Origin of the sequence: Flavobacterium sp. TR2 (genome assembly GCF_025252405.1) — a bacterium.
GTDB lineage: Bacteria > Bacteroidota > Bacteroidia > Flavobacteriales > Flavobacteriaceae > Flavobacterium.
Genome location: NZ_CP104307.1, coordinates 3,412,776 through 3,438,430, shown reverse-complemented (window position 1 = coordinate 3,438,430; position 25,655 = coordinate 3,412,776). Strand labels below are relative to the sequence as shown.

The following is a 25,655-nucleotide window of genomic DNA, read 5'->3' as shown; positions in this document are numbered from 1 at the left end:
TTTTTCGCTTGTATATCTCACATTTATGTCTATCTTTGCACCCGCAATAAGCAATCAACAAAGCTACAAAAAAATAGCTAATTGATAATAAAAAGGCCTCGTGGCGCAACTGAATAGCGCATCTGATTACGGCTCAGAAGGTTACAGGTTTGAATCCTGTCGAGGTCACTCTCAAAGAAACGTTAAATTTTCGGATTTAGCGTTTTTTTTATGCCTTTTACACACCATTTAACCAGCTTTTACTTGAAAAAATAGATGGTTTGTAAATCCTGTCAAGTTAACTATTCAGGATTCAAACCACTCAGTTACCCAGCAAACACAAAGACCAGAATACTGCCTTAACAATATTTTAAGAGACTTTTCAAATTAAATCACTCTCAAAGTAATTAAACAAATTAAAAATAAAAACATAAAATCATTGTCTATTGAACTTTATATCGTAATATTGCAATATAAATATAAAACGATGGGAGCAACAAAAACAGATCACTTTACAGAAAGCCAGAATGAGCTGGCTGTTTTAGCCAAAGCGTTAGGGCATCCTGCGCGTATCGCTATTATGGAATATTTATTAAAAGTAGATGCCTGCATCTGCGGAGATATTGTAAACGAACTTCCACTCTCGCAACCTACGGTTTCGCAGCATCTTAAAGAATTAAAAAATGCAGGGCTGATTAAAGGAAGTATCGAAGGAAATTCAATTTGCTACTGCATCAACGAACCTGGACTCGAAAAGATAAAAGGATTCTTTGAGCATATATCAAATCATCTTGCCAAAAAAAGAAACGAATGCTGCTAATTTAAGAAATATGGAAATAAGAAATCTTTTAGCCGAAGACTGGGATCAAGTAAAAAAAATATACCAACAAGGAATGGATACTGGCAATGCCACTTTTCAGACCAACGCACCATCATGGGAAGATTGGGATCAGTCACATCTTAAGTCTTGCCGAATTGTAATGGAAGAAGATCGTAAAATAATCGGATGGGCTGCCCTTACCCCTATTTCTTCACGCTGCGTTTATGCAGGAGTTGCAGAAGTAAGCGTATATGTCGATCCTGCACATTCTGGAAAAGGAATCGGACTTGCCCTTTTAAATGAACTTGTCCGACAGAGCGAAAAAGAAGGAATATGGACACTTCAGGCAGGGATTTTTCCTGAGAATACTGCAAGTCTTCGCATCCATGAAAAAGCAGGCTTCAGGACACTTGGAATAAGGGAAAAAATTGGAAAACAGAATGGTATCTGGAGAGATACTGTACTTCTTGAAAGAAGAAGCTCTATTATTATTTAATAAAAATATAGTTTAACTAAATATAAAAAATTATGAAACTTTCAGAAATTAAAGAATTGCTTAAAACAGTTGAGGCTGTGAATTTTGAGTTGCCAAATGGCACATTTGTACCAGAATACTTTCATGTAACGGAAGTAGGCTTGGTTACCAAAAACTTCATTGACTGCGGTGGAACAGTAAGAAAAGAAACTGTTGTAAACTTCCAGCTTTGGGATGCCAATGATTATGAGCATAGGCTTAAACCTCAGAAACTGATCCACATCATCGAACTTTCGGAGAAAGTATTGGGAATTGAAGACAATGAAATTGAAGTGGAGTACCAAAACAATACTATAGGGAAATACGATTTGGATTTTAACGGCAAAAACTTCACTCTGCTTAATAAACAGACAGCCTGCCTTGCTCAAGAGCAGTGCGGAATCCCATCAGACAAGCCTAAAGTAAAATTATCTCAGTTAAATGCAGACAATGCTAATTCATGCACTCCTGGCGGAGGATGCTGCTAATCAATAAACCATAACAGCCAAAAAACTATGTTATACCCACAAATTGAGAATACCGTTAAATCATTTGATTTTAAGCAGATCTCCGAAGATCGCAAAGCAGTCCTGCAGCCATTAATCGACTTCATTCAGACTAAAGTTCACAGTAAGCTGGAAACCAGATTAAACCTAATCTGCACGCACAATTCCAGAAGAAGCCACTTATCGCAGGTTTGGGCGCAGACTGCGGCCGCCTATTACGGCATCAAAAACGTTTCATGCTATTCAGGAGGAACCGAGGCTACCGCCCTTTTCCCAATGGCAGCGGAGACTTTGAAGGATTCAGGATTCAACATCAAAACCCTTTCAGAGGGATCAAACCCTATTTATTCCATAAAATATTCAGCTGATGAACTTCCTGTTATCGGTTTTTCAAAGCCCTATGATGATGATTTCAATCCTGAAAGCGGATTCGTCGCAATAATGACCTGCTCGCAGGCCGACGGCGGATGCCCGTTTATAGCAGGCGCTGAGAAAAGAATCCCGATTACTTTTGAAGATCCAAAAATCTCTGACGGAACGCCTCAGCAGAAAGAAACTTATTTGGAGCGCAGCCTGCAGATAGGAACTGAAATGTTTTATGTATTCTCACAAATAAAAAAATAAAATGTCAGCAAATAACTGTGCACCAGTGGTCGGACGCAAAAAACTAGGCTTCCTTGACCGCTTCTTGACCCTCTGGATTTTCCTTGCCATGGCTATTGGCGTGGCTATCGGATACTTTATTCCTTCCAGCGGAGATTTCATCAATTCTTTCTCCAGCGGAACAACAAACATTCCATTGGCAATAGGGCTTATCCTTATGATGTATCCGCCCCTGGCAAAAGTAAAATACGAACAGATGGGACAGGTTTTCAAGAACACTAAAGTCTTGGGCGCCTCTTTACTGCTGAACTGGATTGTAGGCCCTATTATAATGTTTTTGCTTGCGTTGCTATTTTTGAATGGATATCCTGAATATATGATCGGAGTGATCCTGATCGGTCTGGCACGCTGCATCGCCATGGTTGTGGTATGGAACGATCTGGCAGACGGAAACCGTGAATATGCAGCAGGACTTATTGCCCTAAACAGCATTTTTCAGGTGCTGCTTTACAGTGTATACGCTTACATTTTTATAACCATTCTACCTCCCTATTTTGGATATGATGGTTTTGAAGTAAATATCAGCATTGGACAGATTGCTGAGAGCGTCGGTATCTATCTAGGTATTCCTTTTGCTCTTGGAATCATAAGCCGTTATACTTTGATAGTATTAAAAGGTTCTAAGTGGTTCGAAACTAAGTATGTGCCGTTTATCTCGCCGATTACTCTTATTTCACTGCTCTTTACAATCATTGTAATGTTCAGCCTGAAAGGAGAACTGATTGTTCAAATCCCAATGGACGTTGTTCGTATTGCTATACCGCTTGTGATTTATTTTACTTTGATGTTTGTCATCAGCTTTTTTACAGGAAAATATTTTGGGGCTGACTATTCAAAGGCTACATCTATTGCGTTTACAGCTACTGGAAATAATTTCGAGCTTGCCATTGCCGTGGCAATCGGGGTATTCGGCATAAACAGCGGCCAGGCTTTTGCAGGTGTTATAGGTCCATTGGTAGAAGTGCCTGCTCTTATAGCACTGGTAAACCTTGCATTCTGGTTCAGAAAAAAGTATTTCACAAAACAGATATCTGCAGAAACTGCTTAAACAAAATGAGAATTGCAATAATATCGGAGATACATGCAAACTTCCCCGCATTGGAGCAGACCCTAAAAAGTATTGAAGAGCAGAATATTGATGCTGTTTACTGCCTAGGAGATTTAGTAGGCTACAATTTATGCCCCAATGCGATGATCAACGAGATCCGTAAAAAGCATATCCCTACCCTTGCAGGAAATCACGATGTCAAAGCTGTCGAAATAAACAATGACGGTTCAAATGACATTGAAAGCTACGCATATCAGATTGTGGGTAAAGAGCAGATAAAATATCTTTCTGCTCTTCCTGCCCATATTAAACTTGAATACCAGACAGCCAACAAACTTATAAAGATTTTGATGGTTCATGGGAATCCTTACAGCAACAGGGAATATCTGCTTGAGGACAAAAATGAGAAAGATTTCACTGACATCTTTCTTGATTCCAATACAGACATTCTTATCTGCGGACATTCTCATCTGCGGACATTCTCATCTGCCGTATCATCGAATACTAGAAAATCCCAATAAAAAAGGCAGTTATTTTCATGCCATTAATGCAGGGGCAGTTGGAAAACCAAAAGATAGAAATCCAGACAGCTGTTATGCGGTCATAACCATTGAAAAAAGCAGCAATCTTTCCAAAAAAGACGGTATAAAAGTGGAATTCATAAGAGTTCCTTGTGATATTGAAAAAGCAGCCCGCGCTATTGAAAAAGTCCTCTTCCTGACGTTTACGCGTTTATGCTTAGAAAAGCATATTAAAGTATCGAAATAAAACCTGCTATGGAAAGTTTTAAATTGTTTTTAAAGAGCATCGTGCCTCTCAGCGATCAGGAGTTTGAAAATTACAGTCCGTATTTCAAAACAAGGACATTATCCCGAAACAGTTATTTTGCAGAAATCGGGAAAACCTCACATGAAGCCGCTTTTATTAAAAAAGGGCTGCTCAGAACTTACTATGTAAATGAAAAATCCGAAGAAGTGACTTCCTGCTTCTGCACTGAAAATAATCTCACAGCTTCATATAAAAGCTTTATCTCCCAGCAGCCTTCGGAACTTTCCATTCAGGCTGTAGAAGATACCGAACTTATAACAATCAGTTACACTGAACTCCAAATTCTCTATCAGAAGAGTACTCTCTGGCAGAATATAGGAAGGACAATTGCCGAACGGCAGTATATGGTGATGGAGCAGTATGCCAGTGTCTTATGCAATGAAAACGCAAAGGAAAAATACATTCGTATGCTTAAAGAACAGCCTGCTGTTGTAAACAAGGCTTCAGTATATGACATTGCAAGCTATCTTGGAATAACACGCAGGACTTTAAGCCGCATAAGAAAAGAAATCACCCAGCAAATTCGAGGACATTTGTCCTTTCATCCATTACGGACGGCTTCCTATTTTTGCTTTCTATTAAATTAAAAATAAATGGAAACAGCAATTATCATTACCACAATTTTACTTATCCTTTTCTCCATCCTTGCAGTATATGACGGGTTCTACCTCCATATCTTCAAATATAGACTCCACGATCACCCCGAAAGCCGAACAGAACATCTTACGCACACATTAAGAGCAGTTTTCTTTCCAGCGATTCTATATTTCTTATTCCTTAATCAGGACTGCCAGATCAAATTTATAATAGGTTTAGCAGTTGTGATTCTCGACCTTTTAGTACTTGCCGTAGACGCATACATTGAAAAAGACAGCAGGGAATTTATAGGAGGGCTTCCTCGATGGGAATACATTCTGCACCTTTTTGTCAACGGATTTCATTTTGCATCTATAGCAGTGTTTTTATCACTGAAATTAAAGTATAAAAATGATGGCATAACGATCATGCCTAATATAACTGAATATCATAACTATGAATTATTTTATACAATTGTCATAAATCTTTTACCTGGTGCCATAATCATTGCATTACTTCATATTTTATTAATCAATTCTAAATCCCGCTTTATTTGGAATCGTATAAGTAATAAAATGCAATGCTGCTAAATGAAAGGGATTACTTTTGTGCCACAAAACCTAAATTGCATAAAAGTAATTCATAGAGCCAAAGAAAGACAATCCTGCCTTAACTATAACAATCTTTTCAAATGCTCCATAATATTTATAAATTTATATATCAGTTTAATGCCATGAATCAATTGAGTTTTCACAATTTTTGCGTCAATCCTACTCAGGACATCTATACCAAAATTATAAAGCCAATGAAAGACAGACCCTACATTTAGTAAGCCAATTTCTTCAAATCATCCAAAAATGACGTTGTAATTTGTCCCGTCGAGGTCACAAAGCCAAATGGCGCCAATTGAAGACAATTGGCACCATTTTTTTATTAGTTCTACTAAATGCAATAGCTATATATCATTTTTGCTTTCACTTTCAAATAATACTAAAGAAAATCGTCAGCTGCATCATTCCGTATATTTTATACGATAAACAACAGAAATGATAAATTTAGCAATCGATAACTTAACAAACCTCATGCCCCTAGAATGAAAAAAAAAAACATGAATTTATAATATCTTATTTTCTAAATATTGTTCAATTTCAGAATACGAAATCCCATTTTAAAAGATATAATATTTCATGATGATCTGAATTTAGCGCTTATCATAATTATATAATTGTCACTTAAGTGAAGCAAAAAAGTGGTTAATTTCATTTCCATCTTATAAAGCGATTTATATTATCTTAATTTGCTTAATGAATGGTCCAGCATTAATTTCTCCTCTATACAATCTTGTTTTAAAGAGTCAAGAGTATGCTCTAAAGCAGGATCAAAATCTTCTATATGAGATACAAAAATGCGTATGTTTTGTACTTTATTTTTAAAACGATCAAGGTGCTGCTGGGTTTCATCAATACAGCTGCCTATGTACTGGCGTTCATCTTGCGGGTGAAATTCTATCTGGTCATTCTGTTGATCAATTATTAACTTTGCCGACTTCATTATGCTGTCTGACTGCTTATCCAATAAAAGCCATTTTTTTACTGTCTTGTCATCAATGTTTGAAAAGCGGACTAAGCTGGAATCAATGCTGTTTTCGTTTGAATCTGTCCAATCCTTTTTCTGACAGCAGTGAAATAGAGCCGCACCTAATACAAATAATGTAATCCTTGTTTTCATGTCTTGCTTATCTTTTGCCTAATCCCTAAATAAAAATAAGTAATTTCAAATCGGAAAAACTTTCATTTTTTAGTGCTCTTTTTAGAAGTCAATTCTTTTCCTTTTACCTTTGGCAATATAACTTTTTCTATTACCGGAAGATTCTCTGGCAAAGTTTCTCGCGTCTTTTCAATTGCTCGACGTATTTTTGATCCTACTGCAAAATGGATGCTATTAGCATCAACATTATCATTGGCTTTATCATTATTGAGCAATTCAGCAGTTTGTTTTACTCGCAATAAATTCACTGCCAGCTCAGCGCTGTCCATATGATCCAGAATATTCTCATCAGGATCAAGTTCTCTTAGTTCGCGAATTGCTTTTACATCGAGCCCTCCATAAAGCCCTCTATATCCATGATTTTGAAATAATGCATAATCTTTTGGTTTTATGATGCCTGCTTGGCGTGCTGCTCCTGCAAGCTGAAGGTTATATTTAGAGAGTTCATTTCGAAGGAAAACCCTTCTCTTCTTTACAATTTTTAAACTATTTTGTCTTTGTAATGCACTGATTTCGGCAAATCGGGTCTGCGTTGCCAGATAAGTCTGTGCTATCGCTACAGGCTTTAATGCAGGATTTGAATTTTGTATTACAAGATAGCATGCGTATCGAGACAGATTTATGTCCTCACATTCAAAAGCGCCATTTTTCTGTGTTTTTTTAACTGCAATTTCCTTAAAATGATGCTCCTGCTTTTGTCCCGCATTCCTGCAGGCTGTTTCAGCTTTTTTAATAACAGGCAAGAATAATTTAAAATCAGCATAACCTAACTGGACTGCAAGTTCCTTTGAACTCCAAAACTCGTTGCCTTCTCTATCAAATCTGCGCATTTTGTCAAAAACTGACATACTTCTTTTTGGTGTTTTTTTTGTTTTCATGATACTCTAGAATAACATCTGCAATAAAATAGAAACGGCTAATACCTTACTTGGCATTAACGCATACAGCAAATTTCATCAATAAACCAGTACGCAAAAATGACCTTCATCACAAAACTGAATTCTCGTAACATAACGTATAAATTAGGACTATGATCCATATCATTTTAGGCTGGGCTGTAATGTCATACTTTTAGATCATTATAACCAACACAAGTTGCAGATTGATTCGACAAAAAAATGGAAGAACTGATTTTAAAATTTAACGAAATAGGCATTTATAATATAAATAAAGTTGGACGAAAAAATGCCACTTTGGGAGAGATGTACAATAACCTTGCTTCTAAAGGGGTACGGATTCCGAATGGATTTGCAATTACAGCAAAAGCATATAAGTACTTTATAGAATATAATAAGCTCCGCAGCCCGCTACAGGAACTTATGTCCAAATTGGAAACTGCTGAATTTTCCAATTTAACCGAAATAGGGTCTAAAGCACGTAAGCTGATCCTTGAGGGCAGATTTCCGCTGGATCTTGAAACAAGCATAGCAACTGCTTACAATTGCTTGTCGAATAATAAAAAAAGAGAGATTGTGGTGGTCGTAAGAAGCAGTCCTTCGGCAGAAAACAACTTTACAGACAATTTTTCCGGACTCCATGATTCCTTTCTCAACATAAAAGGCATTGTTCCATTGGTATATGCCGTAAAGTGCTGCTTTGCCTCGCTCTATACAGATAGGGCAATTAAACACAGACAGAATAAATGTTTTGATCACAACAAAGTATTTCTTTCTGTCGGAATACAGAAAATGGTGCGCTCTGATCTTGGCTGCTCTGGAACTGGTTTTACACTTGAATCCGAGTCAGCCTTACCTGGAATGGTGCACATTGCCGGAACATGGGGATTAGGTGAAACTATAACAGAAGGAACAGTTGCTCCTGATGAATTTATTGTACTTAAAAATTCTCTTAAAAACAATAAGATAGCGATACTGCAAAAAAAACTTGGCAGTAAAAGCAAAATCCTAGTATCTAATGAAAATGCTTCTGGCATCAACTCTACTGTAATGAAAATAACGCCAAGAAAATGTACCGAAAGATTTGTATTGGAAGACCAAGAAATTGAGTATCTGGCAAGATGGGCTGTCATAATCGAAGACTATTATCAAAGACCCGTTGATTTCGAGTGGGCAAAAGACGGCCTAAGCGGTGAACTCTACATTATTTAGTACTCATGCTGTCCCCTTGCATTTACTTCATTTATTCTGTATAGAAAAATATTCATCTTTTTACTGCCTTATAAAAGATATACATTTACCCTATTTCAGGATGACGTAATAAACTTGCCCGACAGTGGAGAATCGACTTTAAAAAACGCGCAAAAATTCCCCAAAAAAAAGCTAGCATTTTCTAATATTTTCAGAGCTTACATCATTGATTTTCAAAAACATTTGACGATATTTGTTAGTGTGTAATTCCAATGGCAAATGAAAAACCAGGCGCTTTTAAATGCTATAATTGAAAATGCAATCGACGGGATCATTACAATTAATGATAACGGTATTGTGGAGTCGATAAATCCTTCAGCATGCCGGCTTTTTTTATATGAACCTGAAGATGTTATCGGAAAAAACATCTCCATTCTAATGCCTTCACCAGACCGTGAGAAGCATGATTCTTATCTGGAAAGCTACAAGTCTTCGGGAGTACCACATATTATTGGTCATGGAAGAGATGTCCTTGGACGAAAAAAAGACGGCAATATATTTCCTTTCCGACTTGGAGTGAGTGAAGTCAAATTTGAGGACACTAGAATTTTTGCAGGTTTTATACATGATCTAAGCCATCAGAAAGAAGCAGAAAACCGTCTGATGCAGTACACGCAGCATCTGGAAGAGCTTGTAAAGGACCGCACCATCACATTGAACGAAACTATAGAGGCTCTAACAAATGCCAAAGAAGAAGTAAGCACTACTCTGGAGAAAGAAAAAGAACTGCATCAGATAAAAAGCAGGCTTTTATCAATGGCCTCACATGAATTTAGGACTCCATTGAGCACCATCCAGCTTTCCTCCTCATTGATGCAGCGCTATGCCGAAGGACTGGACAGCCCAAAGATTGACGCCCATCTGCTGAAAATCAAAAGTGCAGTTGCCAATCTGACTGTTATACTGGATGATTTTCTTCTTCTTGAAAAAGCAGAAGCCAATAAAATAACATTGCAGATTTCGTGTTTCGATATTCAGGTCTTTATTAAAGAATTATTGGGAGAACTCAAGCTTCTTACCAAAAAGAAACAGAAAATACTTAGCAGACCTAATAACGAAATCACGCTTGTAAAACTCGATAAGAACCTTCTTAAAAACTGCATCATCAATCTGGTCTCCAATGCTATAAAATATTCAGGCGAGGAAACAGAAATTGAAATCTGGACGACCATTGACAAAAATAAGATAACCATCAATGTTAAAGATAACGGCATCGGCATACCACAAGAAGATCATGAACATTTGTTTGAAGCCTTTTTCAGAGCCCACAACACAGGAAATATTCCCGGCACCGGTTTAGGACTGCATATAGTTTCTCGTTACGTAAAAATTATGAATGGCTCAATATCTTTTAAAAGTGCCATTGATAAAGGAACCTTGTTTACCATTGAACTGCCACGTTTATGAATAAAGTGCTTATTATTGAAGACAATGACAATATTAGAGAAAATGTTGTCGAAATACTGGAACTTTCAGGATATGAGGTTTTTTCAGCTGAAAATGGAAAAAAAGGAGTTGAATTGGCCCTCAAAACCATTCCTGATATAGTCTTATGTGATATCATGATGCCAGAACTAGATGGTTACGGCGTAGTGCACATTCTGCATAAAAATCCACAGACATTAGCAATTCCTATCATCTTTTTAACCGCTAAAGCAGAAAGGGCCGACCTTCGAAAAGGTATGGAATTTGGCGTTGACGACTACCTTACCAAACCCTTCGACGATCTGGAACTTCTCAAAGCAATAGAAGCCCGGCTCAAAAAGAAAGAGGCATACCAGCTATTTTTCGGACAGACCCCTGAGAACCTCGATGCAATAATTTCAAAAGAAGACGGACTCTCTAAACTTAAGGAAATTATGCTTGAAAGGAGTTCCAGAAAGTATAAAAAAAACCAGTATATACATTATGAAGGTGATCGTGTTACAGGCATATATTACATCATAAGCGGAAAAGTTAAAACGGTGAAGCTTACAGAAGAAGGACGTGAGCTTATTACTGGCATTTATAAAGAAAATGATTATCTGGACATCAGTGTATTATTTTCAAATGATACGTATAAGGACACTACAATCACCCTGGAGGAAACAGAACTCAGCTTTCTTCCTATTGAACAGCTCGACAAGCTGCTGTTTCTCTATCCGGATGTAGGCACTAAATTTATCAAGATCCTTTCCAATGATATGAAGGACAAGGAATCCCGCCTGCTGCAGATTGCCTATATGTCGGTCAGAAAAAGAATTGCGCAAGCGATAGTCCAATTATTGCAGCAGCACGGTAATGATGGCTCTACAATCAAATTCAGCCGAGATGATCTGGCCGCTTTCTCAGGGACCTCTCCTGAAACGGTAAGCCGAACTTTAAGTGATTTTAAGGAAGAGGGATTAATTGAAAAAACTTCAGGCACAATCCGTATTCTTAATCTGGAAAAACTCAGCAAAATCAAAAACTGAGTTTCAATTATGATCGGGATCATTTAATGCAGTGATTTTCCTCATTCTTCAGACTGCCAATACTTTGTATTTTTGAGTAATTCATTTCAGAATGTTTAACTTAAATTTTTTTACACCATGACAACACTTGTTCCAACAAAGAAGAAAAACAGCAATGGTCTGGGCATTTTTGAAGATTTTTTTACCGATCGTTTTCTTGATATTCCATCTTTTTTTGCCTTTGCAAATCAAAATGGGTCATCGATCCCTCAGGCAAACATCATCGAGAACAATGCTGATTTTGAAATTGAGATTGCTGCGCCGGGTCTTGCAAGCAAAGACTTTAAGGCCGAAATAAAAAATGGCGTTTTGAACATCAGTGCCCAGAAAGAAGAGGAATCTGAACAGGAAGATAAAAATTTCAGAAAAAAAGAATTTTCCTTTACCTCTTTCAGCCGCTCTTTTGTACTGCCTGAAAATATAGCAGAAGATAAAATCGATGCTAAATATAATAACGGGGTCCTAAAACTGACCCTTCCTAAAAAGAAAAGCAGTCCCGAAAAACCGGTGCAGCAAATTGCAATTAACTGACTCTGAATCGGGATGATCCACATACCATCCCGATTTTTGCATCAAGCCCATTGAGAACCAAACCGCCTGTTATGAAAGTTATAAAACACTCAGGACATGTTGTTCCATTCGACAAACAAAAATTAAAGCGTTCGCTTCAAAAATCCGGCGCCAGCCCAGAACTTATAGAACAGACTTTACAGAGTATCGAAAATCAGCTGTATGAGGGCGTCAGTACAAATGAAATATACAAACTGGCTTTTGCAATCTTAAAAAAAGCCTCAAGCGGCCATGCGGCACGCTACAACCTTCGTCATGCCCTCCAGCTTCTTGGCCCCGATGGCTTTTTCTTTGAAAAATTCATTTCCAGATTATATCAGGCAGAAGGCTATGACGCCAAAACAAACCTGACCCTTCAGGGCAAATGCGTATCGCATGAGGTGGACATTGCACTTAAAAAAAACAATACGGTCTGGATGGCTGAATGCAAATTCCACAGCAGCAGGGAGAGTGCCTCCGATGTGAAGGTTCCCATGTATATTCTCTCACGTTTCAATGATCTTAAAGCACTTCAGCATACTATCTTCTCGGGCAGGGAAACTTTTACCTCCTGCCTGTTGGTAACCAATAACCGTTTTACAAAAGATGCCGAAACTTTTGCACTATGCTCGGGCATCTGTCTTTTGAGCTGGGACTTTCCCAAAGACAACGGAATTAAAAACAAAATTGACAAAGGAATGCTTTATCCGATAACCTGCCTGACAACCCTTTCACTGGTTGAAAAAGAAAAACTGCTGATTCTGAACCAGCTGTTGGTCAAGGATGTTTTAAATGATTCAAAGAGTCTTTCAAAAATCGGACTGAGCGAAAACCGAATTAGAAATGTATTAAAAGAGGCTTCACAAATTTGTAAATTTATATAAAATGAAAATAAAATTTATAGGAGGTGCAGGAACCGTGACAGGTTCAAAAACCCTCATAGAAAGTAATGGTACACGAATTTTGGTTGACTGCGGTCTTTTTCAGGGCCTCAAAGCGCTTCGTAAACTCAATTGGGAGCCTCTGCCCGTTCCTGCTTCTACTATCGACATCGTGTTGCTCACCCATGGCCATCTGGATCATTGCGGCTGGCTACCGAGGCTTGTTGATCAAGGATTTAAAGGAAAAATCTATTGCACCGCTCCCACTAAGGCAGTTACAGAGCTTGTACTTCTGGACAGCGCCAAAATACAGCAGGAAGAAGCTGAAAGGGCCAACAGGGAGCATTATTCAAAACATAATCCCGCAGAACCGCTCTACACCTTGCAGCAGGCAGCGTCAGTTTTTCCGCTCTTTAAAGTCGTCCATCCCAATAAATCCATAGTTATAACCAATGAAATAGATGCTGTTTTTTCCAATGCCGGACATATAATAGGCGCCTGCAGCATAAGCGTAAAATTGGAAGGCAAGACATTGGTCTTCTCCGGCGATATTGGCCGCGATGATGATGTTTTGATGTATGCCCCGCAAAAGCCCGTTCAAGGTGATTATCTCCTTTTGGAAAGTACCTATGGCAATCGTATTCATCCAGCTATCGACCCAAAGACAGAACTGGAAAAATACATCAATGAGACCATAAAAGACAACGGAACCGTCATCATCCCTGGATTTGCAGTAGAAAGAGCCCAGTCTATTATGTATCTGCTATGGGAACTTAAAAAAGAAGGGCGTATTCCAAATGTACCCTATATACTTGATACTCCCATGGGCGCAAGTGTATTGAATATTTTTTTAGAAAACCTGAAATGGCACAAGCTGTCTGCTGACGACTGCCATCAGATGTGCGGTATGTTCAGGATAATTTCTGAATTTGAACAGACCATGCGTATTATTGAAGATCCATCGCCAAAAGTTGTCTTAGCGGCAAGCGGTATGGCTACAGGCGGGCGTGTATTGTCCTACTTTGAACATTATCTAGGCATCGGGAAAAACACTGTTATAATTGTTGGTTATCAGGCCGAAGGCACTCGTGGAAGAAAGCTTCTCGATGGAGCTGATGAAATCAAAATATATGGAAATTATTATTCAGTCAAAGCCAAAATCGTACAGATAGAAGGCTTATCGGCTCATGCAGACCAAAAAGGTCTTGTAAACTGGCTGTCAGATCTAAGAAGTCCTCCCAAGTGCATTTATTTGGTTCATGGCGAAAACCAGCCTGCAGATGAACTGCGCATTAAAATTAAAGAACAATATGGATATAAATGCAGGGTTGCTTTAATGGGGACTGAAGTAGAAATTTAACTGAATCTGTTTTTAAAATACTTCACTCCCTCAAACCATAAAACAGACAAGGCTCCAACAGCAAAGCAGAGTCCAGCATGAAAAAATGAAATGACTTCAAAATCAAAAAGAGAGCGCAAAAATGGTATTGTAAATAGCAGGACGACAAGCAATATTGTTATGCCACTTATAACGGGCACCAGCGGATTTTTATACTTCAGTGTGGTAAATAATGAATGCTGAAAAGATCTGTTGACAAGGGTGAGCAGGATATTGGCTGTAATTAAAACCAGAAAAACCATGCTTCTGGTACATTTTTCACCTAAACTCATTTTTACAGACAATTGATAGATCAACAGTACGCCCACAGTTATCATCATTCCCTGAATAAGACTGCCTATAATCTCTTTGCCTTTAAAAAAAGTTGTTCTTGGCGAGCGTGGCTTTTCTAGCATAATGTTATCCTCAGCAGGTTCGTTTTCATATAAAATGGAACAGGTGGGCCCCATTACGAGTTCAAGCAGAATGACGTGTATAGGATTTAAGATATTGGGATAGATCCATCCCAGAGCAAGCGGAACAAAAACAATCATTATAATAGGGATATGTATCGATATGATATAACGTATCGCTTTTTTTAGATTGACATAAATTTTTCGTCCCATTGCTACAGCTTCTGTCATTTTTGAAAGGTCGTCTTCAGCAAGTATAAGGGAAGCAGCTTCTTTTGCTATGGCTGTGCCTTTTTTCCCCATTGCAATCCCAATATGAGCCGCTTTGAGCGACGGTCCATCATTAACGCCATCTCCGGTCATTGCAACAATCTGTCCGTTTGCTTTCAAAGCGTTGACAATACGTAATTTGGCATCTGGAAACATCCGGCTGAAAACATTAATATCCATAACGTTGCTTTGAAGCTCTGAATCGCTCATTTCCATAAGTTCTTTACCGGTAATGGATTTTTCATAACCCCTAAATTCGATTTGCTTCGCAATTGATGCTGTCGTTCCAGCATTGTCCCCGGTAATGATTTTGACTGAAATGCCTGCATCATAAAAGGATTTAAGCACTTCTCGAATATTATCTTTTGGAGGATCGTAAAAAGCAATCAGGCCTTTGAAGGCAAATGAAATTTCCTGCTGATTTGCCGGATAATCAGATCCCTGCAGATCGCCCTTGGCGACACCAAGCACTCTGTAGCCTTTTAGTGTCAGTTTATCAAGCGCTGCAACAATTCTTTTGTATTCCTGTGATGAAAGGCTACAGACTCCCAAAATCCCTTCAGGCGCACCTTTAGCCGCAATGATCCTGGTGCCTGAATTATTTTCAAAAACATGGGTCATCATTGGCGGAGTGCCCGACAAAGGATATTCATGGACCATTTTAAAATCCGCCCGCCAATCTTGATCCGTGCTTTTTTTATATGCATTATGAAGTGCGGCCTCCATCGGGTCAAATGCAATGGGCTCGCTTGCCCACATTGCATTTCTTATGAGGCTGCGCGAAGCTTCTGTTTCTGAAAAAGCCTCCGCTGTTATCTCTGCCCCAGAGGGGAGATACAGCTTTGCAAGCTCCATTTTATTCTGGGTGATTGTCCCTGTTTTGTCTGTACAGATAACTGTCGCACTTCCGAGGGTTTCAACGGTCTTCATTTGTTTAACCACTATGCCTTTTTTCATCATTCTTTGTGCTCCCAACGCCATAAAAGCTGTAAAAGCTACCGGAATTTCCTCAGGTAGTATGCTCATCGCCAAAGTAAGCGACATCAATAAGCTTTTTTCTAGACTGCCTATTTTTGAATAATTAAGTATCCATACCAAAATAAATACAATGGCTCCCACAAGAACCATCTTTTTTACAAAACTGCCAATCTGCGCTTCAAGAGGCGTTTTTTCCTCTTTTATAGTTTCAATGCTTGATCCTATTCGGCCTAATCTGGTCTGGAGACCAATATTTGTTACTTTTACAAATGCCAGTCCGCTTACCACTATGGTTCCTGAAAATACTTTATTGTCATCTGTTTGCGAGTTCTTGAAAACAGCCAGAGATTCGCCCGTTAATATAGATTCGTCGACAGAAAAATCATTTGAACGCATTATAGTACCGTCAGCCGGAACTAAACTTCCTTCTTCAATAATAATTAAATCCCCAAGAACAATATCCTGTACAGGTATCCTTTGCTGCTCTCCCTGACGAACAACCTTATATGACGGTTGTGTAAATTCTTGAAGTTTTCTTAAGGCATTTCGGCTTCTTTTATCCTGATAAATCGATATTCCTGCAATAAGCAAGATGGAAACCGAAAGGAAGATGGCATCACTATACTGCTGATTGGTGTAATAGATTCCAGAGGCCACAAGCAGTAAAATAATCATCGGTTCTGAAAAAATACTTTTTAAAAACAAATAAACTTTGTTCTGTTTCTTATAATCAAGTTTGTTCAGACCATGCCTTTTTCTGCTCTCAGCAACTTCTTCAAGACTTAACCCTGTCAATTCCTTCTCTTTCAAATCCATAAAAATTATTAATTAAGATTAAAGCAAATACTTAAAAAGATCTGCGCGCTGTCTTTATAGCCATGCAATGTGGCATACCTGGTCCTATCCCAAAACAACAGAAGGGAATATATGTATCCTGATCTTTAAAGCTTTCAGCACCAGACTGTGCTCTCTGCACAATGAGAAAATTTTTAATGCTTTATTGATTTGGCTGCTTTTAATGATTTCGACCGTCGGCCTTATCAGGACATCTGTTATTTCGGAAACCTCGTCTGAAATCGTAAAAGATGCTCGGCCGGTGCTTTTGAAACCTTTATAATCAATCCCTTTATTTTTAGCAGTTCTTAAATATGCTGTCATGTATGAACTTAAAATAGAAGCAATGAAAAGATGCTCTGCCGTCCATTTGCCATTTTTAGAATGACTGAGGCACCATCGTTCTGCTGTCTCAATTTTATCGCTGAAAAGCATTGAACTCACCTCTGCATTTTGATCCTCTTTCCAGTAAAGATCTACTTGATATTCCTCTGAAGTTTCCATAGCAGCTTTTAAGATGATTAAATTAATTCAACTATACTTTAATAGATTAGATTGTTTCACAGAATATAATCATGCTACTAAATTAGCTATAATCCAGCAAAAACTACATGACAATCATCACATTACAACAATTCTCCTAATAATTCAACCTGACCAAGATCATTTTTAATAATGATTAATGTCATTTCTTTTTTTTAAGTTTTAAAGCAATTTTACCAGATGAAACTAATTGAAAAAAGCTCGAAATTTTATCTTCCGAATCAAAAAATTAATCATCAAATTACAGGGCCATGAAAAATCATAAATTGTTTGTAGCGCATTTTCAAACCCAGCAGCAGGCTGAGGATGCCATTATAAAGCTTAAAAAACACGGATACGATATTACAAAATTATCACTGATTGGAACAGACTGCTATACCGAGCAGAATGTCATGGGATACTACAGTATTTATGACCAAATGGAAAAATGGAGCTCCATAGGGCTGTTTGCAGTCGGACTGACTTCAGTCATATTTGGCACATTGTTCTTCTTTAATCTGGGAGCAAGCCTGCCTATGGTAAAAATGCCAATAATCTATGCCTGTATCGCTGTATTAATTTCGGCCGCGATTCCACTGATTATCATCTCGTTTTCAAAAGACAAGACCATTGAATACAAAACAGAAATCAGAGCTCATAAGTTTATGCTTTGCGCAGAAGAATCTGCCGCTAACATTGAAAAAATGCAGTCAGTTCTCCATGTGCATATTCCTAAAGAGAATTCTCTTTCTGAGAAAGAAAATCAGGTACTGCTGGAAAATTGATTACAACAGATCAAGGAACTTTATTAATTAACTAAAGTAAATAGGAATAAAATGAAAACAAATGAAGAATTGCAGAGAGATGTGCAGAATGCCATCAAATGGGAACCGCAGCTTCATGCTGCGGAAATTGGGGTAACAGCAAAAGATGGCATTGTAACGCTTATGGGAACGGTTGATGCTTATTTCAAGAAAATCGAAGCGGAAAATGCCGCTAAAAATGTAGATGGCGTGAAAGCAATTGTTGAAGAAATTAATGTAAGATATTCCAACAGCCAGAAATCGGACACCGATATCGCTAATGATGTGATTAAAGCCTTAATCGACTGCTGGTCAGTTCCAAACGAAAAATTAAAGGTAAAAGTAGAAGACGGATGGATTACTCTTGAAGGACATCTCACTTGGAACTATCAAAAAGAAGCAGCCGAAAAAGCAATTGCCTATCTGCCGGGAGTCAAAGGAATTAATAATCAGATCAAAATCAAATCTGAAATACAGGATCAAATTGAGAAAAAAGATGTTGAAAGGGCTTTAAAAAGCAACTGGACACTTCATTCCCAAGAAATCCTGGTTCGTGTAGATGGCACAAAAGTTATTTTAACAGGTGCCGTTTCGTCATTGTATCAGAAAGACCTCGCCGAAAAGACTGCTTGGAAAACACCTGGTGTCTGGTCAGTTGACAACCAGCTAGTTGTGGAGCAAAAATATGCAACTGTTATCTAGTCAGAGAAAAATCTTATTGTAATTATAACAGTTAAAGTACCGCAAAACAATTCTGAAAAATCTGATCCAAAAGAAAATCGATAAAAACGTAATCTCAATCAGAAGTAGTTTTTTTTCGGCTCTGCAAATTTTGACACCTGCAATATTGGATTGAATCATATCTGAGAAATAATAAAATTTAAAATTCTAATGACATGGAACCAAGCTGGATTATTTTAACCTTCTCAGTATTGATAGTATTAGCAGTCCTGATTTTTGTGTTCATCCAAAACGCAAAAGACAAAAAAAAGTACGAAGAAGATTTAAACAGGCCCTTATATCCTTACGAAGAGGAATCAGAAGTTCATGATTTATAACAAAATTAATTAGCAGAGCCGCTTATTACAAATTAAAATATTAAATACATGAAAAAAGCCATAATTTATATTATTTTCTTAAGTACGAGCGCTTTGATACTATTAAACCGCTATACTGAACTATACATCAATAATTCAATTGTGCATTTTATTATTTTTTATGCCTCTGCTCTTTCTTTGGTTTTTATAATAGGTCGTTTTTTGGGTAAGCTAAAAACTTCAATATCAATATTTTCCACTGTATTTATTGTCGGAGTGTTATGTTTTATTAACGCATTCCTGACATGGAGCGGAGATTGGAAAACACAAAACATTCTGTATCAGAACATAAACGCTCCCAGAAAAACTATAGAATTCCAAATGAGAGGCGATCGTTTTTCTTTTGGATACAAAAAACGGATCGTAAACCGCACTAGATTATTTCCTGCCTTTGACTGGATTACCGATATAGATACAGCAGCTATCAACACCAAAGAATGGAAAAAAAATGAAATCTATGTAAACGAAATGAAATTTCATTCGCAAAACACAGTTGACTAATTACCTGTCTTTTGCCAACTCACTTACTTTTTTTATCTTAAATTTTATAGCCATGAAAAAAATACTTGTGACAACAGACTTATCCATTAATTCAAAGACAGCCTTGCGTTTTGCCATACAGCTTGCGTCTCAGACTCCTTGCGAACTGTTTTTTTACCATGTGGATTCCGCCTATATAATAGATCCGTTTGCTGGGGCAACATTTGTTGATATACCTGCGGCCGACACTAAAATACAGCAAAAAGAACTTGTGAAATTTGTAAACACGCTATATAGACAAACCGGAAAAATTCCGGAAAAAATAAACTTTATCGTCGAAAACAGACTTGATATCAGCACCGCAATAATAGAATGCGCCGTGAAGGTTAAAGCAGATTACATATGTATTGGCACCCGTGGGGGCGGATTAATCAATAAACTGCTGGGCAGCCATGCATCAAGAATTTTAAGTGAATCGCCGGTTCCAATTTTTGTAGTGCCCCGACATTACCGCGTCAAACCTTTAAAATCGATCCTCTACCCTTCGGATGTGGAGAATTTTTCTCATGAAATTCATCTGGTTAAGAAGTTTGGAGCATTATTTGACGCCGAAATCTCTGTCTATCACTATGATTATTTTACCAATGAACAGGAGATCAAAAATAAACTGCATGACATTGAGCACAAATTTCAGAACGATAAAATCAGTTTTAATTTTAAAAAACTTTCTCCAGAAAAATCTTTATTCAGGAATCTTCAAATTGATATCATAAGCACCAAACCTTCTATCGTCGTTATGTTTGCAAAAGAAGACCGCACTTGGTTTGAACAGCTCCTGCAATCTGTTAAAACAGCCGAAAAAGGATTTGATACCAGGACGCCAATGCTTGTTTACAGAAAAGAATAAAAAAAGCAGACCATTAGTATTGATGGCCTGCTTCTTTTTGGGAATTAGTTATTCCTAAATTTTAATTGGTTAAGGCTGGCCGTTATCAAATTTTACGGCACTTCATAAGTATTAAATTCGCACAGAGCTGCTTCGAGTTTTATTTTTTCATTGAGATAATCAACCCTTAAAGAGTCTAATGTATGGTGTACGCCTTTGTCAAAATGATCCGTATTGGCCGCATACTCTTTTATATACTTAACTTTCTTCTTGAATTCTCCCAGATGGTAGCTAGCAATTAAAACATTATTTTTAGTCTTCCCGATCATCTCATGGTGATCAGTCTCAAATTCAATAGCTGTTTCTGCCGCTGAAATTAAACTGTCAGCTTCTCTATTGAAGGAAAACCATTTTCTAAGGGTCTGCTGTTCAATACTCGCTGTCTGAATCGAATCCTCACTGATTTCATCTTCGGCAGAATTTATATCTATTTTTTCCTGACAGCAATACATCAGTGCTGCTATCAATCCCATTATGCTCAATTTTGTTTTCATACTTTATTGATTTAAAATGTTGGATTTATTTTTTAATCATTTATTATTTTTCCCAAAACGTTGTTCTAGATCCATTGAGGACTAAACAACAGCTGGTAATGCGATATGCTGCTGCAGGCTGATAACCAATATCAAAAAGCCTTTTTAACTTCAAGCAGATTAAAAGAAATGGATGCTTAAAAATGATCTGGGTCATATTTCATTTTTTGGGATATCAATAACTTTACTTTGTATTTTAATATTCATTCTTATGAAAGCAGCTCCATACATTATTGCATTTTCCTCCCTTATATTGATTCAGTGTTCAAGCAGCAGGATCACTAGCTCTTATGTATCACCAAAGAAGGTAAACCTTGAAAAAGAAAAAATTATAGTGGCTGCTTTGGCAAAAGAATCGGATTATGAGCTGCAGAAAAAAATGGAAAATCATTTAGCCGATGATTTATGCAATCTGGGGTATAATGCCATGTGCTCTACTGATCTTTTTGATTTAAGCGCTTCTAATATCACGGATGAAAAACTGATCTTAAAAAAACTGCAGCAGGCTGGTGCAGATGCGGTGTTGACTATTGTCCTGCTTAGCCGTGACAAAGAAAAATATCATGTCCCTGCCACTATGTATGGCATTGCAGATCAATACAGTTACAACCGTTTTTATCCATACTATGCAGCTATTTATAGTAAAATTTATGACGAAGGCTATTATATAAATGATACCTCATATTTTTGGGAAAGCAATTTATATAGTGTGCCTGATCAAAACCTGGTCTATTCTGTTCGTACAGAATCCTTTAATCCTTTAAGTATTTCAAGTCTTGCGCATCAATATGGGAGACTGATAATACAGGATATGTTTGCAAAAAAAGTGATCAAAAATCTGAAGAAATAATTTTTCTAATATGCCGAAGTTATAACGTACTGAAACATTCCTGGCTATTAACCTAAAATTTTGGTTTAAGTCCGTAGCGCTTGATGCTATCTTCAATAATAAAAAGTCTTGCCTGCTCAATATCGTCCGTTACAATAAAAAGCTTTAAGTCAGCTTCATTTATAGTTCCCTTTTCTTTCAATGAATTGATGTGCTCAACTAGCTGCTTATGGTATTGGGTATTGAATATGATGATGGGAAAATTTCTGATTTTGCCTGTCTGAATTAGTGTCAAGGATTCAAAAAATTCATCTAGAGTCCCAATACCTCCCGGCATTACAATAAAGGCAAAGGAATACTTGACCAAAAGTATCTTGCGTACAAAAAAATGCTTTGCCTCTACCCATTTATCAAGGTAAGAATTTGGGCTCTGATCAATGGGAAGCTTAATGTTGCATCCAACGGATTTTCCGCCAGCTTCTCTGGCTCCACGATTTGCGGCTTCCATTAAACCCGGACCGCCGCCGGTCATAATGGTAAATCCAAGTTTGGCATACTCGCCAGCCGCCTCTCTGGCAAATTCGTAGTAAGGATGGCCTTCTCTAAAACGTGCCGATCCGAAAAAAGTGATGCAGGGGCCAATTGAACGAAGCTTGCTAAAACATCTTACCAGTTCCAGCAAAGTTGAAACAATAAATTTCAGCTCCGTTAATCTTGACTGTGGGCCTTCCAAAAACTTAATTTCCGCCTTTTCTTTTTGATTGATCATAATCTTTAATTTAAATTATGAAGATTATTTGGCTGTCTTGTTAAAGTCTTTTCGATTCTAACATAAATAAGGCTGTTCCAAATTTACTTTCAAATGATTTACAACTTTTATTACTCCAGGAGTCTTATAAGCAATCCTTTCAGCTTCTTCCTTTTGAAAAATGGAACCCACCGTACCTGAAAGCTGAACGGTTGCTCCAGCAACCTGAATGTCTATTTCATCCATATCAAAAGCCCAATGTCTGCGAAGCGCTTTTTCCAGTATCTCCTTCTCAGCCTGATCATAAAGCTCCCTTTTTAATTTTATATTATTTGTAACATCTCTTACTCCTGCTTGGTTTCTAATAATATCCAGAGCAGTCTCTCTTTGAAAGTTCCAAGGCACAATTCCTTCTGCTGTTACATTTCCGTTCTCGACGGTAAGGCTAATTGTATTTTGCGGGACAACTAGATTTTCTTTCAGCTTTTTTACAATTTTTGCTGCAATATCCTGATCGGAAACAACCAGAGAATTGTCAAGCTTCACTTCAATTTCATCTACAATTGCTGCCACTCCTTTGATTTTTTTTGCAGCATGCAATGCCTCGGTTTTCTTTATCAGGTTATCTACAGTCCCGTTAAGGGTAACAATGCCTTCTTTGACAGCGACACCAATTTCGGCGGCATGAAGCATTGGTTCGAACTTCATTGCTTCCTGTATTTCCTGCTGTAATGCTTCATTGTTTTTCATAACTTTATATTTTGATTATCCATTTCAGTTAAACTCCACCAAAAGCTCATTATCCACAAAGCAGACACCGGGCGTATTCCAGGCAATTCTCTCTGCTTCTTCTTTTTCGAAAAGCGAATCGACATTTCCGCTCAAAAAGATTGTTTTCCCATCTACTCTGACTTTGATATTATCGACATCTAAGAGCCAGCTGTGCCGCAGCGCCTTTTCAACAATTTCTTTCTCAATTTCATTTTTGATCTCAGCTTCTATTTTGATCTCATCAATAACGCCCCTCACTCCATTAAGATAGCGGATTGCTTCATCAGCTGCCTTTCTTTGGAAATTCCAATGCAGTATTCCTTTAAGAGTAACCCAGCCGTCTTTGACCGTAATTGTCAATCTATGGTTTGGGACTGCCCAGTTTTCCTTCAGGGTTTTAATGACTAAATCTGTTATTTCCTTGTCACTTCTAATATCTGATGTAAACAAATCAACTTTTACATTATTAACCACATCCCTAACCCCTGGAATTTTTTTAACAACATGTTCCGCTTCCTTTTTCTGAGCATAGGTATCTACAGTCCCTCCCAGATCAACTGCACCTTCGTTGACATGCACATCAATTTCAGTACTATGTAAAATAGGCTCCCATTTTAGGGCTTCTTTTACTTCTTTTCTTAAAATGTCATTATTCTTTTTCATGGCGCTTTTTAGTTTAAAAAATTAATTCAGTGCTGCAGATCAAACCTCTACAGCAAACCTCCTGTTTGTGATAAAACAAAATTGATTAAAGAATAGGGGGGAAAAAATGATGTACATCAATCTCAAAAATGACCTGAATCATTATTGGAACTAGTAATTTTTTTTACCGCAAAAAGTTAACACGGTTCTTTAATTTTTTTGGAAATTCTAAGTTTTATTCTAAATATTACAGCAACGAATTATAAGTGTCAAAGGCATTACATTTGTGCGAAAAACCTAAATCGCATGAAGTAATTCATATAGCCAAATAAAGACAATTGAACACTAACTATAACATTCTTTTCATATACTCCAAAATATTTGTAGAATTATATATTACTTTAATGGAATAAACGATTAAGCTTTTTATATTTTTTTTGCATCATTCCCCAACAGGACATCTAAACCAAATTCACAAAGCCAATCAAAGACATTCACTAAATATAGTAAGCCAATCTCTTCAAATCATCCAAAAAAGATGTTGTAATTTGTCCTGTCGAGGTCACAAAGCCAAATGGCGCCAATTGAAGAGAATTGGCGCCATTTTTTTATACTTCTTGCTATTACTTCTAACACAAATTAATTTCTCATTTCATAACTGCAAGGAATTTTCCAAATATTAGGAACGGATATAATTCCCACTTCGTTGATACCACATTTCTATTAATTAGATTTGATTTTATTAACTTTGCATCATGGAAGAAAAAACAGTTCGCAGTGTTTCTGAGTTTAACAATGAGCTTAAGCTAAAAGGTTTCAAAGCTTTTCAAATAGAAGATGACAGTAATGCGACCCGTATTTACAGCAGAAAAGATTTCTTTAAAATATGTCTGACTACGGGGCACAGTAAAATTCATTATGCTGATAAAAGCTTTGATCAGCAGGGAACTATATTGTTTTTCGGCAATCCGCATATACCCTATTCATGGGAAACAATTTCTACAACATACACTGGTTACACGATTTTATTTTCTGAGGAATTTTTAAAACAGTCCGAACGTTCCGAAAGTCTTCATCAATCGCCTTTTTTTAAAATTGGAGGAACACCTGTTCTTCGCATTTCAGAAGAACAGAGATTGTTTCTTAATACTCTTTTTCAAAAAATGATTGAAGAACAAAAAAGCGATTATACCTATAAAGATGAACTCATACGCAGTTACATACATTTAATCATCCATGAATCTTTGAAATTGCAACCTTCCGAAAATAATAATGAAAGCAGAAGCGGGACATCAAGAATTGCTTCTGTATTTCTTGAGCTCTTAGAAAGACAATTTCCTATAGAAAGTGCTGACAGCCCGCTTCGTATGACAACAGCGAAAGATTATGCACAAAACTTAAACATTCATGTGAACTATTTAAACCGAGCGGTTAAAGAAATCACTGGCAAATCAACCACATCACACATAACAGAAAGAATTGCGACAGAAGCAAAAGCACTCTTGCAGCATACAGACTGGAATATTGCAGAAATTGCATATGCACTCGGATTTGAGTACCCAACCTATTTTAACAACTTTTTTAAAAAACATACAGGAACTAATCCAAAGTCACATAGAAAAATCGAGGTTTGATATTCTT

At 37.4% G+C, this 25,655-nt stretch carries 29 protein-coding genes and 1 tRNA gene; 22 read left to right on the top strand and 8 right to left on the bottom strand.

What is annotated here, in order from left to right; genetic code table 11:
• Positions 1 to 94: 94 nt before the first annotated feature.
• From N4T20_RS15085 to N4T20_RS15045, 9 genes are all read left to right on the top strand, one after another.
• Positions 95 to 168 (top strand) — tRNA-Arg (locus tag N4T20_RS15085).
• Positions 169 to 466: 298 nt separating this feature from the next.
• Positions 467 to 799: an ArsR/SmtB family transcription factor gene (locus N4T20_RS15080; RefSeq protein WP_260669962.1), complete on the top strand. Its 333-nt coding sequence runs from the start codon at positions 467 to 469 to the stop codon at positions 797 to 799.
• A 10-nt stretch (positions 800 to 809) separates the two neighbouring features.
• Positions 810 to 1,295, top strand: a complete 486-nt coding sequence (locus N4T20_RS15075; protein WP_260669961.1) for a GNAT family N-acetyltransferase — start codon at positions 810 to 812, stop codon at positions 1,293 to 1,295.
• 32 nt (positions 1,296 to 1,327) lie between these two features.
• Positions 1,328 to 1,801, top strand: a complete 474-nt coding sequence (locus tag N4T20_RS15070) for a DUF6428 family protein (RefSeq protein WP_260669960.1) — start codon at positions 1,328 to 1,330, stop codon at positions 1,799 to 1,801.
• 27 nt (positions 1,802 to 1,828) lie between these two features.
• The gene (locus N4T20_RS15065; protein WP_260669959.1) at positions 1,829 to 2,443 is read left to right on the top strand and encodes a low molecular weight phosphatase family protein; all 615 of its coding nucleotides are present in this window, start codon (positions 1,829 to 1,831) and stop codon (positions 2,441 to 2,443) included.
• 1 nt (position 2,444) lies between these two features.
• Positions 2,445 to 3,530 (top strand): ACR3 family arsenite efflux transporter, encoded by a 1,086-nt coding sequence (gene arsB / locus N4T20_RS15060; RefSeq protein WP_260669958.1) that lies wholly within the window; start codon positions 2,445 to 2,447, stop codon positions 3,528 to 3,530.
• Between the two features lie 5 nt (positions 3,531 to 3,535).
• Positions 3,536 to 4,051 carry a metallophosphoesterase family protein gene (locus N4T20_RS15055; RefSeq protein WP_260669957.1) on the top strand — a complete coding sequence of 172 codons (516 nt, stop codon included), beginning with the start codon at positions 3,536 to 3,538 and terminating at the stop codon, positions 4,049 to 4,051.
• A 255-nt stretch (positions 4,052 to 4,306) separates the two neighbouring features.
• Entirely contained in the window at positions 4,307 to 4,945 is a 639-nt protein-coding gene (locus tag N4T20_RS15050) for a Crp/Fnr family transcriptional regulator (protein ID WP_260669956.1), read from the top strand.
• A gap of 6 nt (positions 4,946 to 4,951) precedes the next feature.
• On the top strand, positions 4,952 to 5,524 hold the full coding sequence (locus N4T20_RS15045; protein WP_260669955.1) for a hypothetical protein: 573 nt from the start codon (positions 4,952 to 4,954) through the stop codon (positions 5,522 to 5,524).
• A gap of 697 nt (positions 5,525 to 6,221) precedes the next feature.
• Here the strand turns inward: N4T20_RS15045 and N4T20_RS15040 are convergent.
• Together N4T20_RS15040 and dinD are read right to left on the bottom strand one after the other, a co-directional pair.
• Positions 6,222 to 6,662: a hypothetical protein gene (locus N4T20_RS15040; RefSeq protein ID WP_260669954.1), complete on the bottom strand. Its 441-nt coding sequence runs from the start codon at positions 6,660 to 6,662 to the stop codon at positions 6,222 to 6,224.
• Between the two features lie 62 nt (positions 6,663 to 6,724).
• Entirely contained in the window at positions 6,725 to 7,579 is an 855-nt protein-coding gene (dinD, locus tag N4T20_RS15035) for a DNA damage-inducible protein D (protein ID WP_260669953.1), read from the bottom strand.
• Between the two features lie 240 nt (positions 7,580 to 7,819).
• On the opposite strand from dinD, the gene N4T20_RS15030 reads away from it, so the two are divergent.
• The 6 genes from N4T20_RS15030 (at position 7,820) to N4T20_RS15005 (ending at position 14,130) form a co-directional block, all read left to right on the top strand.
• Positions 7,820 to 8,809, top strand: coding sequence for a PEP/pyruvate-binding domain-containing protein (locus N4T20_RS15030; protein ID WP_260669952.1), 990 nt, complete (start codon positions 7,820 to 7,822; stop codon positions 8,807 to 8,809).
• 258 nt (positions 8,810 to 9,067) lie between these two features.
• Positions 9,068 to 10,255 (top strand): PAS domain-containing sensor histidine kinase, encoded by a 1,188-nt coding sequence (locus N4T20_RS15025; protein WP_260669951.1) that lies wholly within the window; start codon positions 9,068 to 9,070, stop codon positions 10,253 to 10,255.
• The gene (locus N4T20_RS15020) at positions 10,252 to 11,301 is read left to right on the top strand and encodes a response regulator (protein ID WP_260669950.1); all 1,050 of its coding nucleotides are present in this window, start codon (positions 10,252 to 10,254) and stop codon (positions 11,299 to 11,301) included. The genes N4T20_RS15025 and N4T20_RS15020 overlap by 4 nt, the downstream gene beginning before the upstream one ends.
• 117 nt (positions 11,302 to 11,418) lie before the next feature.
• The gene (locus N4T20_RS15015) at positions 11,419 to 11,871 is read left to right on the top strand and encodes an Hsp20/alpha crystallin family protein (protein WP_260669949.1); all 453 of its coding nucleotides are present in this window, start codon (positions 11,419 to 11,421) and stop codon (positions 11,869 to 11,871) included.
• 71 nt (positions 11,872 to 11,942) lie between these two features.
• Complete coding sequence (locus N4T20_RS15010) at positions 11,943 to 12,773, top strand: ATP cone domain-containing protein (RefSeq protein ID WP_260669948.1); 831 nt, start codon at positions 11,943 to 11,945, stop codon at positions 12,771 to 12,773.
• A 1-nt stretch (position 12,774) separates the two neighbouring features.
• On the top strand, positions 12,775 to 14,130 hold the full coding sequence (locus tag N4T20_RS15005; RefSeq protein ID WP_260669947.1) for an MBL fold metallo-hydrolase: 1,356 nt from the start codon (positions 12,775 to 12,777) through the stop codon (positions 14,128 to 14,130).
• Here the strand turns inward: N4T20_RS15005 and N4T20_RS15000 are convergent.
• A complete protein-coding gene (locus N4T20_RS15000; protein WP_260669946.1) occupies positions 14,127 to 16,625 on the bottom strand; it encodes a cation-translocating P-type ATPase in 2,499 nt (832 codons plus the stop codon). The two genes, N4T20_RS15005 and N4T20_RS15000, sit on opposite strands and share 4 nt — an antisense overlap.
• 84 nt (positions 16,626 to 16,709) lie before the next feature.
• Positions 16,710 to 17,147, bottom strand: a complete 438-nt coding sequence (locus tag N4T20_RS14995; RefSeq protein WP_260669945.1) for an OsmC family protein — start codon at positions 17,145 to 17,147, stop codon at positions 16,710 to 16,712.
• Between the two features lie 290 nt (positions 17,148 to 17,437).
• Here N4T20_RS14995 and N4T20_RS14990 point away from each other — a divergent pair, with 290 nt between their 5' ends.
• The 5 genes from N4T20_RS14990 (at position 17,438) to N4T20_RS14970 (ending at position 20,452) form a co-directional block, all read left to right on the top strand.
• On the top strand, positions 17,438 to 17,950 hold the full coding sequence (locus tag N4T20_RS14990; RefSeq protein ID WP_260669944.1) for a hypothetical protein: 513 nt from the start codon (positions 17,438 to 17,440) through the stop codon (positions 17,948 to 17,950).
• Between the two features lie 51 nt (positions 17,951 to 18,001).
• The gene (locus N4T20_RS14985; RefSeq protein WP_260669943.1) at positions 18,002 to 18,670 is read left to right on the top strand and encodes a BON domain-containing protein; all 669 of its coding nucleotides are present in this window, start codon (positions 18,002 to 18,004) and stop codon (positions 18,668 to 18,670) included.
• 194 nt (positions 18,671 to 18,864) lie between these two features.
• The gene (locus tag N4T20_RS14980) at positions 18,865 to 19,026 is read left to right on the top strand and encodes a hypothetical protein (protein WP_260669942.1); all 162 of its coding nucleotides are present in this window, start codon (positions 18,865 to 18,867) and stop codon (positions 19,024 to 19,026) included.
• 48 nt (positions 19,027 to 19,074) lie between these two features.
• A complete protein-coding gene (locus N4T20_RS14975) occupies positions 19,075 to 19,566 on the top strand; it encodes a hypothetical protein (protein WP_260669941.1) in 492 nt (163 codons plus the stop codon).
• 52 nt (positions 19,567 to 19,618) lie between these two features.
• On the top strand, positions 19,619 to 20,452 hold the full coding sequence (locus N4T20_RS14970; protein WP_260669940.1) for a universal stress protein: 834 nt from the start codon (positions 19,619 to 19,621) through the stop codon (positions 20,450 to 20,452).
• 92 nt (positions 20,453 to 20,544) lie between these two features.
• On the opposite strand, the gene N4T20_RS14965 is transcribed toward N4T20_RS14970, so the two are convergent.
• The gene (locus tag N4T20_RS14965; RefSeq protein WP_260669939.1) at positions 20,545 to 20,985 is read right to left on the bottom strand and encodes a hypothetical protein; all 441 of its coding nucleotides are present in this window, start codon (positions 20,983 to 20,985) and stop codon (positions 20,545 to 20,547) included.
• A 250-nt stretch (positions 20,986 to 21,235) separates the two neighbouring features.
• On the opposite strand from N4T20_RS14965, the gene N4T20_RS14960 reads away from it, so the two are divergent.
• Positions 21,236 to 21,874 carry a hypothetical protein gene (locus N4T20_RS14960; RefSeq protein ID WP_260669938.1) on the top strand — a complete coding sequence of 213 codons (639 nt, stop codon included), beginning with the start codon at positions 21,236 to 21,238 and terminating at the stop codon, positions 21,872 to 21,874.
• Between the two features lie 52 nt (positions 21,875 to 21,926).
• Here the strand turns inward: N4T20_RS14960 and N4T20_RS14955 are convergent, their stop codons facing one another.
• The 3 genes from N4T20_RS14955 to N4T20_RS14945 are packed head-to-tail and all read right to left on the bottom strand — an operon-like array spanning position 21,927 to position 24,035.
• Entirely contained in the window at positions 21,927 to 22,622 is a 696-nt protein-coding gene (locus N4T20_RS14955; RefSeq protein ID WP_260669937.1) for a TIGR00730 family Rossman fold protein, read from the bottom strand.
• 57 nt (positions 22,623 to 22,679) lie between these two features.
• Positions 22,680 to 23,351, bottom strand: coding sequence for a BON domain-containing protein (locus tag N4T20_RS14950; protein ID WP_260669936.1), 672 nt, complete (start codon positions 23,349 to 23,351; stop codon positions 22,680 to 22,682).
• A 24-nt stretch (positions 23,352 to 23,375) separates the two neighbouring features.
• Positions 23,376 to 24,035, bottom strand: a complete 660-nt coding sequence (locus N4T20_RS14945) for a BON domain-containing protein (protein ID WP_260669935.1) — start codon at positions 24,033 to 24,035, stop codon at positions 23,376 to 23,378.
• A 734-nt stretch (positions 24,036 to 24,769) separates the two neighbouring features.
• Here N4T20_RS14945 and N4T20_RS14940 point away from each other — a divergent pair.
• A complete protein-coding gene (locus N4T20_RS14940) occupies positions 24,770 to 25,648 on the top strand; it encodes a helix-turn-helix domain-containing protein (RefSeq protein ID WP_260669934.1) in 879 nt (292 codons plus the stop codon).
• The last annotated feature ends 7 nt before the right edge of the window (positions 25,649 to 25,655 follow it).

What these genes read in the sequence shown, in the direction of transcription:
- N4T20_RS14995 (WP_260669945.1), bottom strand. Translation starts at nt 17,147, where the DNA reads ATGGAAACTTCAGAGGAATATCAAGTAGATCTTTACTGGAAAGAGGAT.
- N4T20_RS14960 (WP_260669938.1), top strand. Translation starts at nt 21,236, where the DNA reads ATGAAAGCAGCTCCATACATTATTGCATTTTCCTCCCTTATATTGATT.
- N4T20_RS14975 (WP_260669941.1), top strand. Translation starts at nt 19,075, where the DNA reads ATGAAAAAAGCCATAATTTATATTATTTTCTTAAGTACGAGCGCTTTG.
- N4T20_RS15075 (WP_260669961.1), top strand. Translation starts at nt 810, where the DNA reads ATGGAAATAAGAAATCTTTTAGCCGAAGACTGGGATCAAGTAAAAAAA.
- N4T20_RS15005 (WP_260669947.1), top strand. Translation starts at nt 12,775, where the DNA reads ATGAAAATAAAATTTATAGGAGGTGCAGGAACCGTGACAGGTTCAAAA.
- N4T20_RS15030 (WP_260669952.1), top strand. Translation starts at nt 7,820, where the DNA reads ATGGAAGAACTGATTTTAAAATTTAACGAAATAGGCATTTATAATATA.
- N4T20_RS14945 (WP_260669935.1), bottom strand. Translation starts at nt 24,035, where the DNA reads ATGAAAAAGAATAATGACATTTTAAGAAAAGAAGTAAAAGAAGCCCTA.
- N4T20_RS15080 (WP_260669962.1), top strand. Translation starts at nt 467, where the DNA reads ATGGGAGCAACAAAAACAGATCACTTTACAGAAAGCCAGAATGAGCTG.
- N4T20_RS15000 (WP_260669946.1), bottom strand. Translation starts at nt 16,625, where the DNA reads ATGGATTTGAAAGAGAAGGAATTGACAGGGTTAAGTCTTGAAGAAGTT.
- N4T20_RS14950 (WP_260669936.1), bottom strand. Translation starts at nt 23,351, where the DNA reads ATGAAAAACAATGAAGCATTACAGCAGGAAATACAGGAAGCAATGAAG.
- N4T20_RS15010 (WP_260669948.1), top strand. Translation starts at nt 11,943, where the DNA reads ATGAAAGTTATAAAACACTCAGGACATGTTGTTCCATTCGACAAACAA.
- N4T20_RS15045 (WP_260669955.1), top strand. Translation starts at nt 4,952, where the DNA reads ATGGAAACAGCAATTATCATTACCACAATTTTACTTATCCTTTTCTCC.
- N4T20_RS14985 (WP_260669943.1), top strand. Translation starts at nt 18,002, where the DNA reads ATGAAAACAAATGAAGAATTGCAGAGAGATGTGCAGAATGCCATCAAA.
- N4T20_RS14965 (WP_260669939.1), bottom strand. Translation starts at nt 20,985, where the DNA reads ATGAAAACAAAATTGAGCATAATGGGATTGATAGCAGCACTGATGTAT.
- N4T20_RS14940 (WP_260669934.1), top strand. Translation starts at nt 24,770, where the DNA reads ATGGAAGAAAAAACAGTTCGCAGTGTTTCTGAGTTTAACAATGAGCTT.
- N4T20_RS15070 (WP_260669960.1), top strand. Translation starts at nt 1,328, where the DNA reads ATGAAACTTTCAGAAATTAAAGAATTGCTTAAAACAGTTGAGGCTGTG.
- N4T20_RS15040 (WP_260669954.1), bottom strand. Translation starts at nt 6,662, where the DNA reads ATGAAAACAAGGATTACATTATTTGTATTAGGTGCGGCTCTATTTCAC.
- N4T20_RS15055 (WP_260669957.1), top strand. Translation starts at nt 3,536, where the DNA reads ATGAGAATTGCAATAATATCGGAGATACATGCAAACTTCCCCGCATTG.
- N4T20_RS15020 (WP_260669950.1), top strand. Translation starts at nt 10,252, where the DNA reads ATGAATAAAGTGCTTATTATTGAAGACAATGACAATATTAGAGAAAAT.
- N4T20_RS15025 (WP_260669951.1), top strand. Translation starts at nt 9,068, where the DNA reads ATGAAAAACCAGGCGCTTTTAAATGCTATAATTGAAAATGCAATCGAC.
- dinD (WP_260669953.1), bottom strand. Translation starts at nt 7,579, where the DNA reads ATGAAAACAAAAAAAACACCAAAAAGAAGTATGTCAGTTTTTGACAAA.
- N4T20_RS14990 (WP_260669944.1), top strand. Translation starts at nt 17,438, where the DNA reads ATGAAAAATCATAAATTGTTTGTAGCGCATTTTCAAACCCAGCAGCAG.
- N4T20_RS14970 (WP_260669940.1), top strand. Translation starts at nt 19,619, where the DNA reads ATGAAAAAAATACTTGTGACAACAGACTTATCCATTAATTCAAAGACA.
- N4T20_RS14980 (WP_260669942.1), top strand. Translation starts at nt 18,865, where the DNA reads ATGGAACCAAGCTGGATTATTTTAACCTTCTCAGTATTGATAGTATTA.
- N4T20_RS15065 (WP_260669959.1), top strand. Translation starts at nt 1,829, where the DNA reads ATGTTATACCCACAAATTGAGAATACCGTTAAATCATTTGATTTTAAG.
- N4T20_RS15015 (WP_260669949.1), top strand. Translation starts at nt 11,419, where the DNA reads ATGACAACACTTGTTCCAACAAAGAAGAAAAACAGCAATGGTCTGGGC.
- arsB (WP_260669958.1), top strand. Translation starts at nt 2,445, where the DNA reads ATGTCAGCAAATAACTGTGCACCAGTGGTCGGACGCAAAAAACTAGGC.
- N4T20_RS14955 (WP_260669937.1), bottom strand. Translation starts at nt 22,622, where the DNA reads ATGATCAATCAAAAAGAAAAGGCGGAAATTAAGTTTTTGGAAGGCCCA.
- N4T20_RS15050 (WP_260669956.1), top strand. Translation starts at nt 4,307, where the DNA reads ATGGAAAGTTTTAAATTGTTTTTAAAGAGCATCGTGCCTCTCAGCGAT.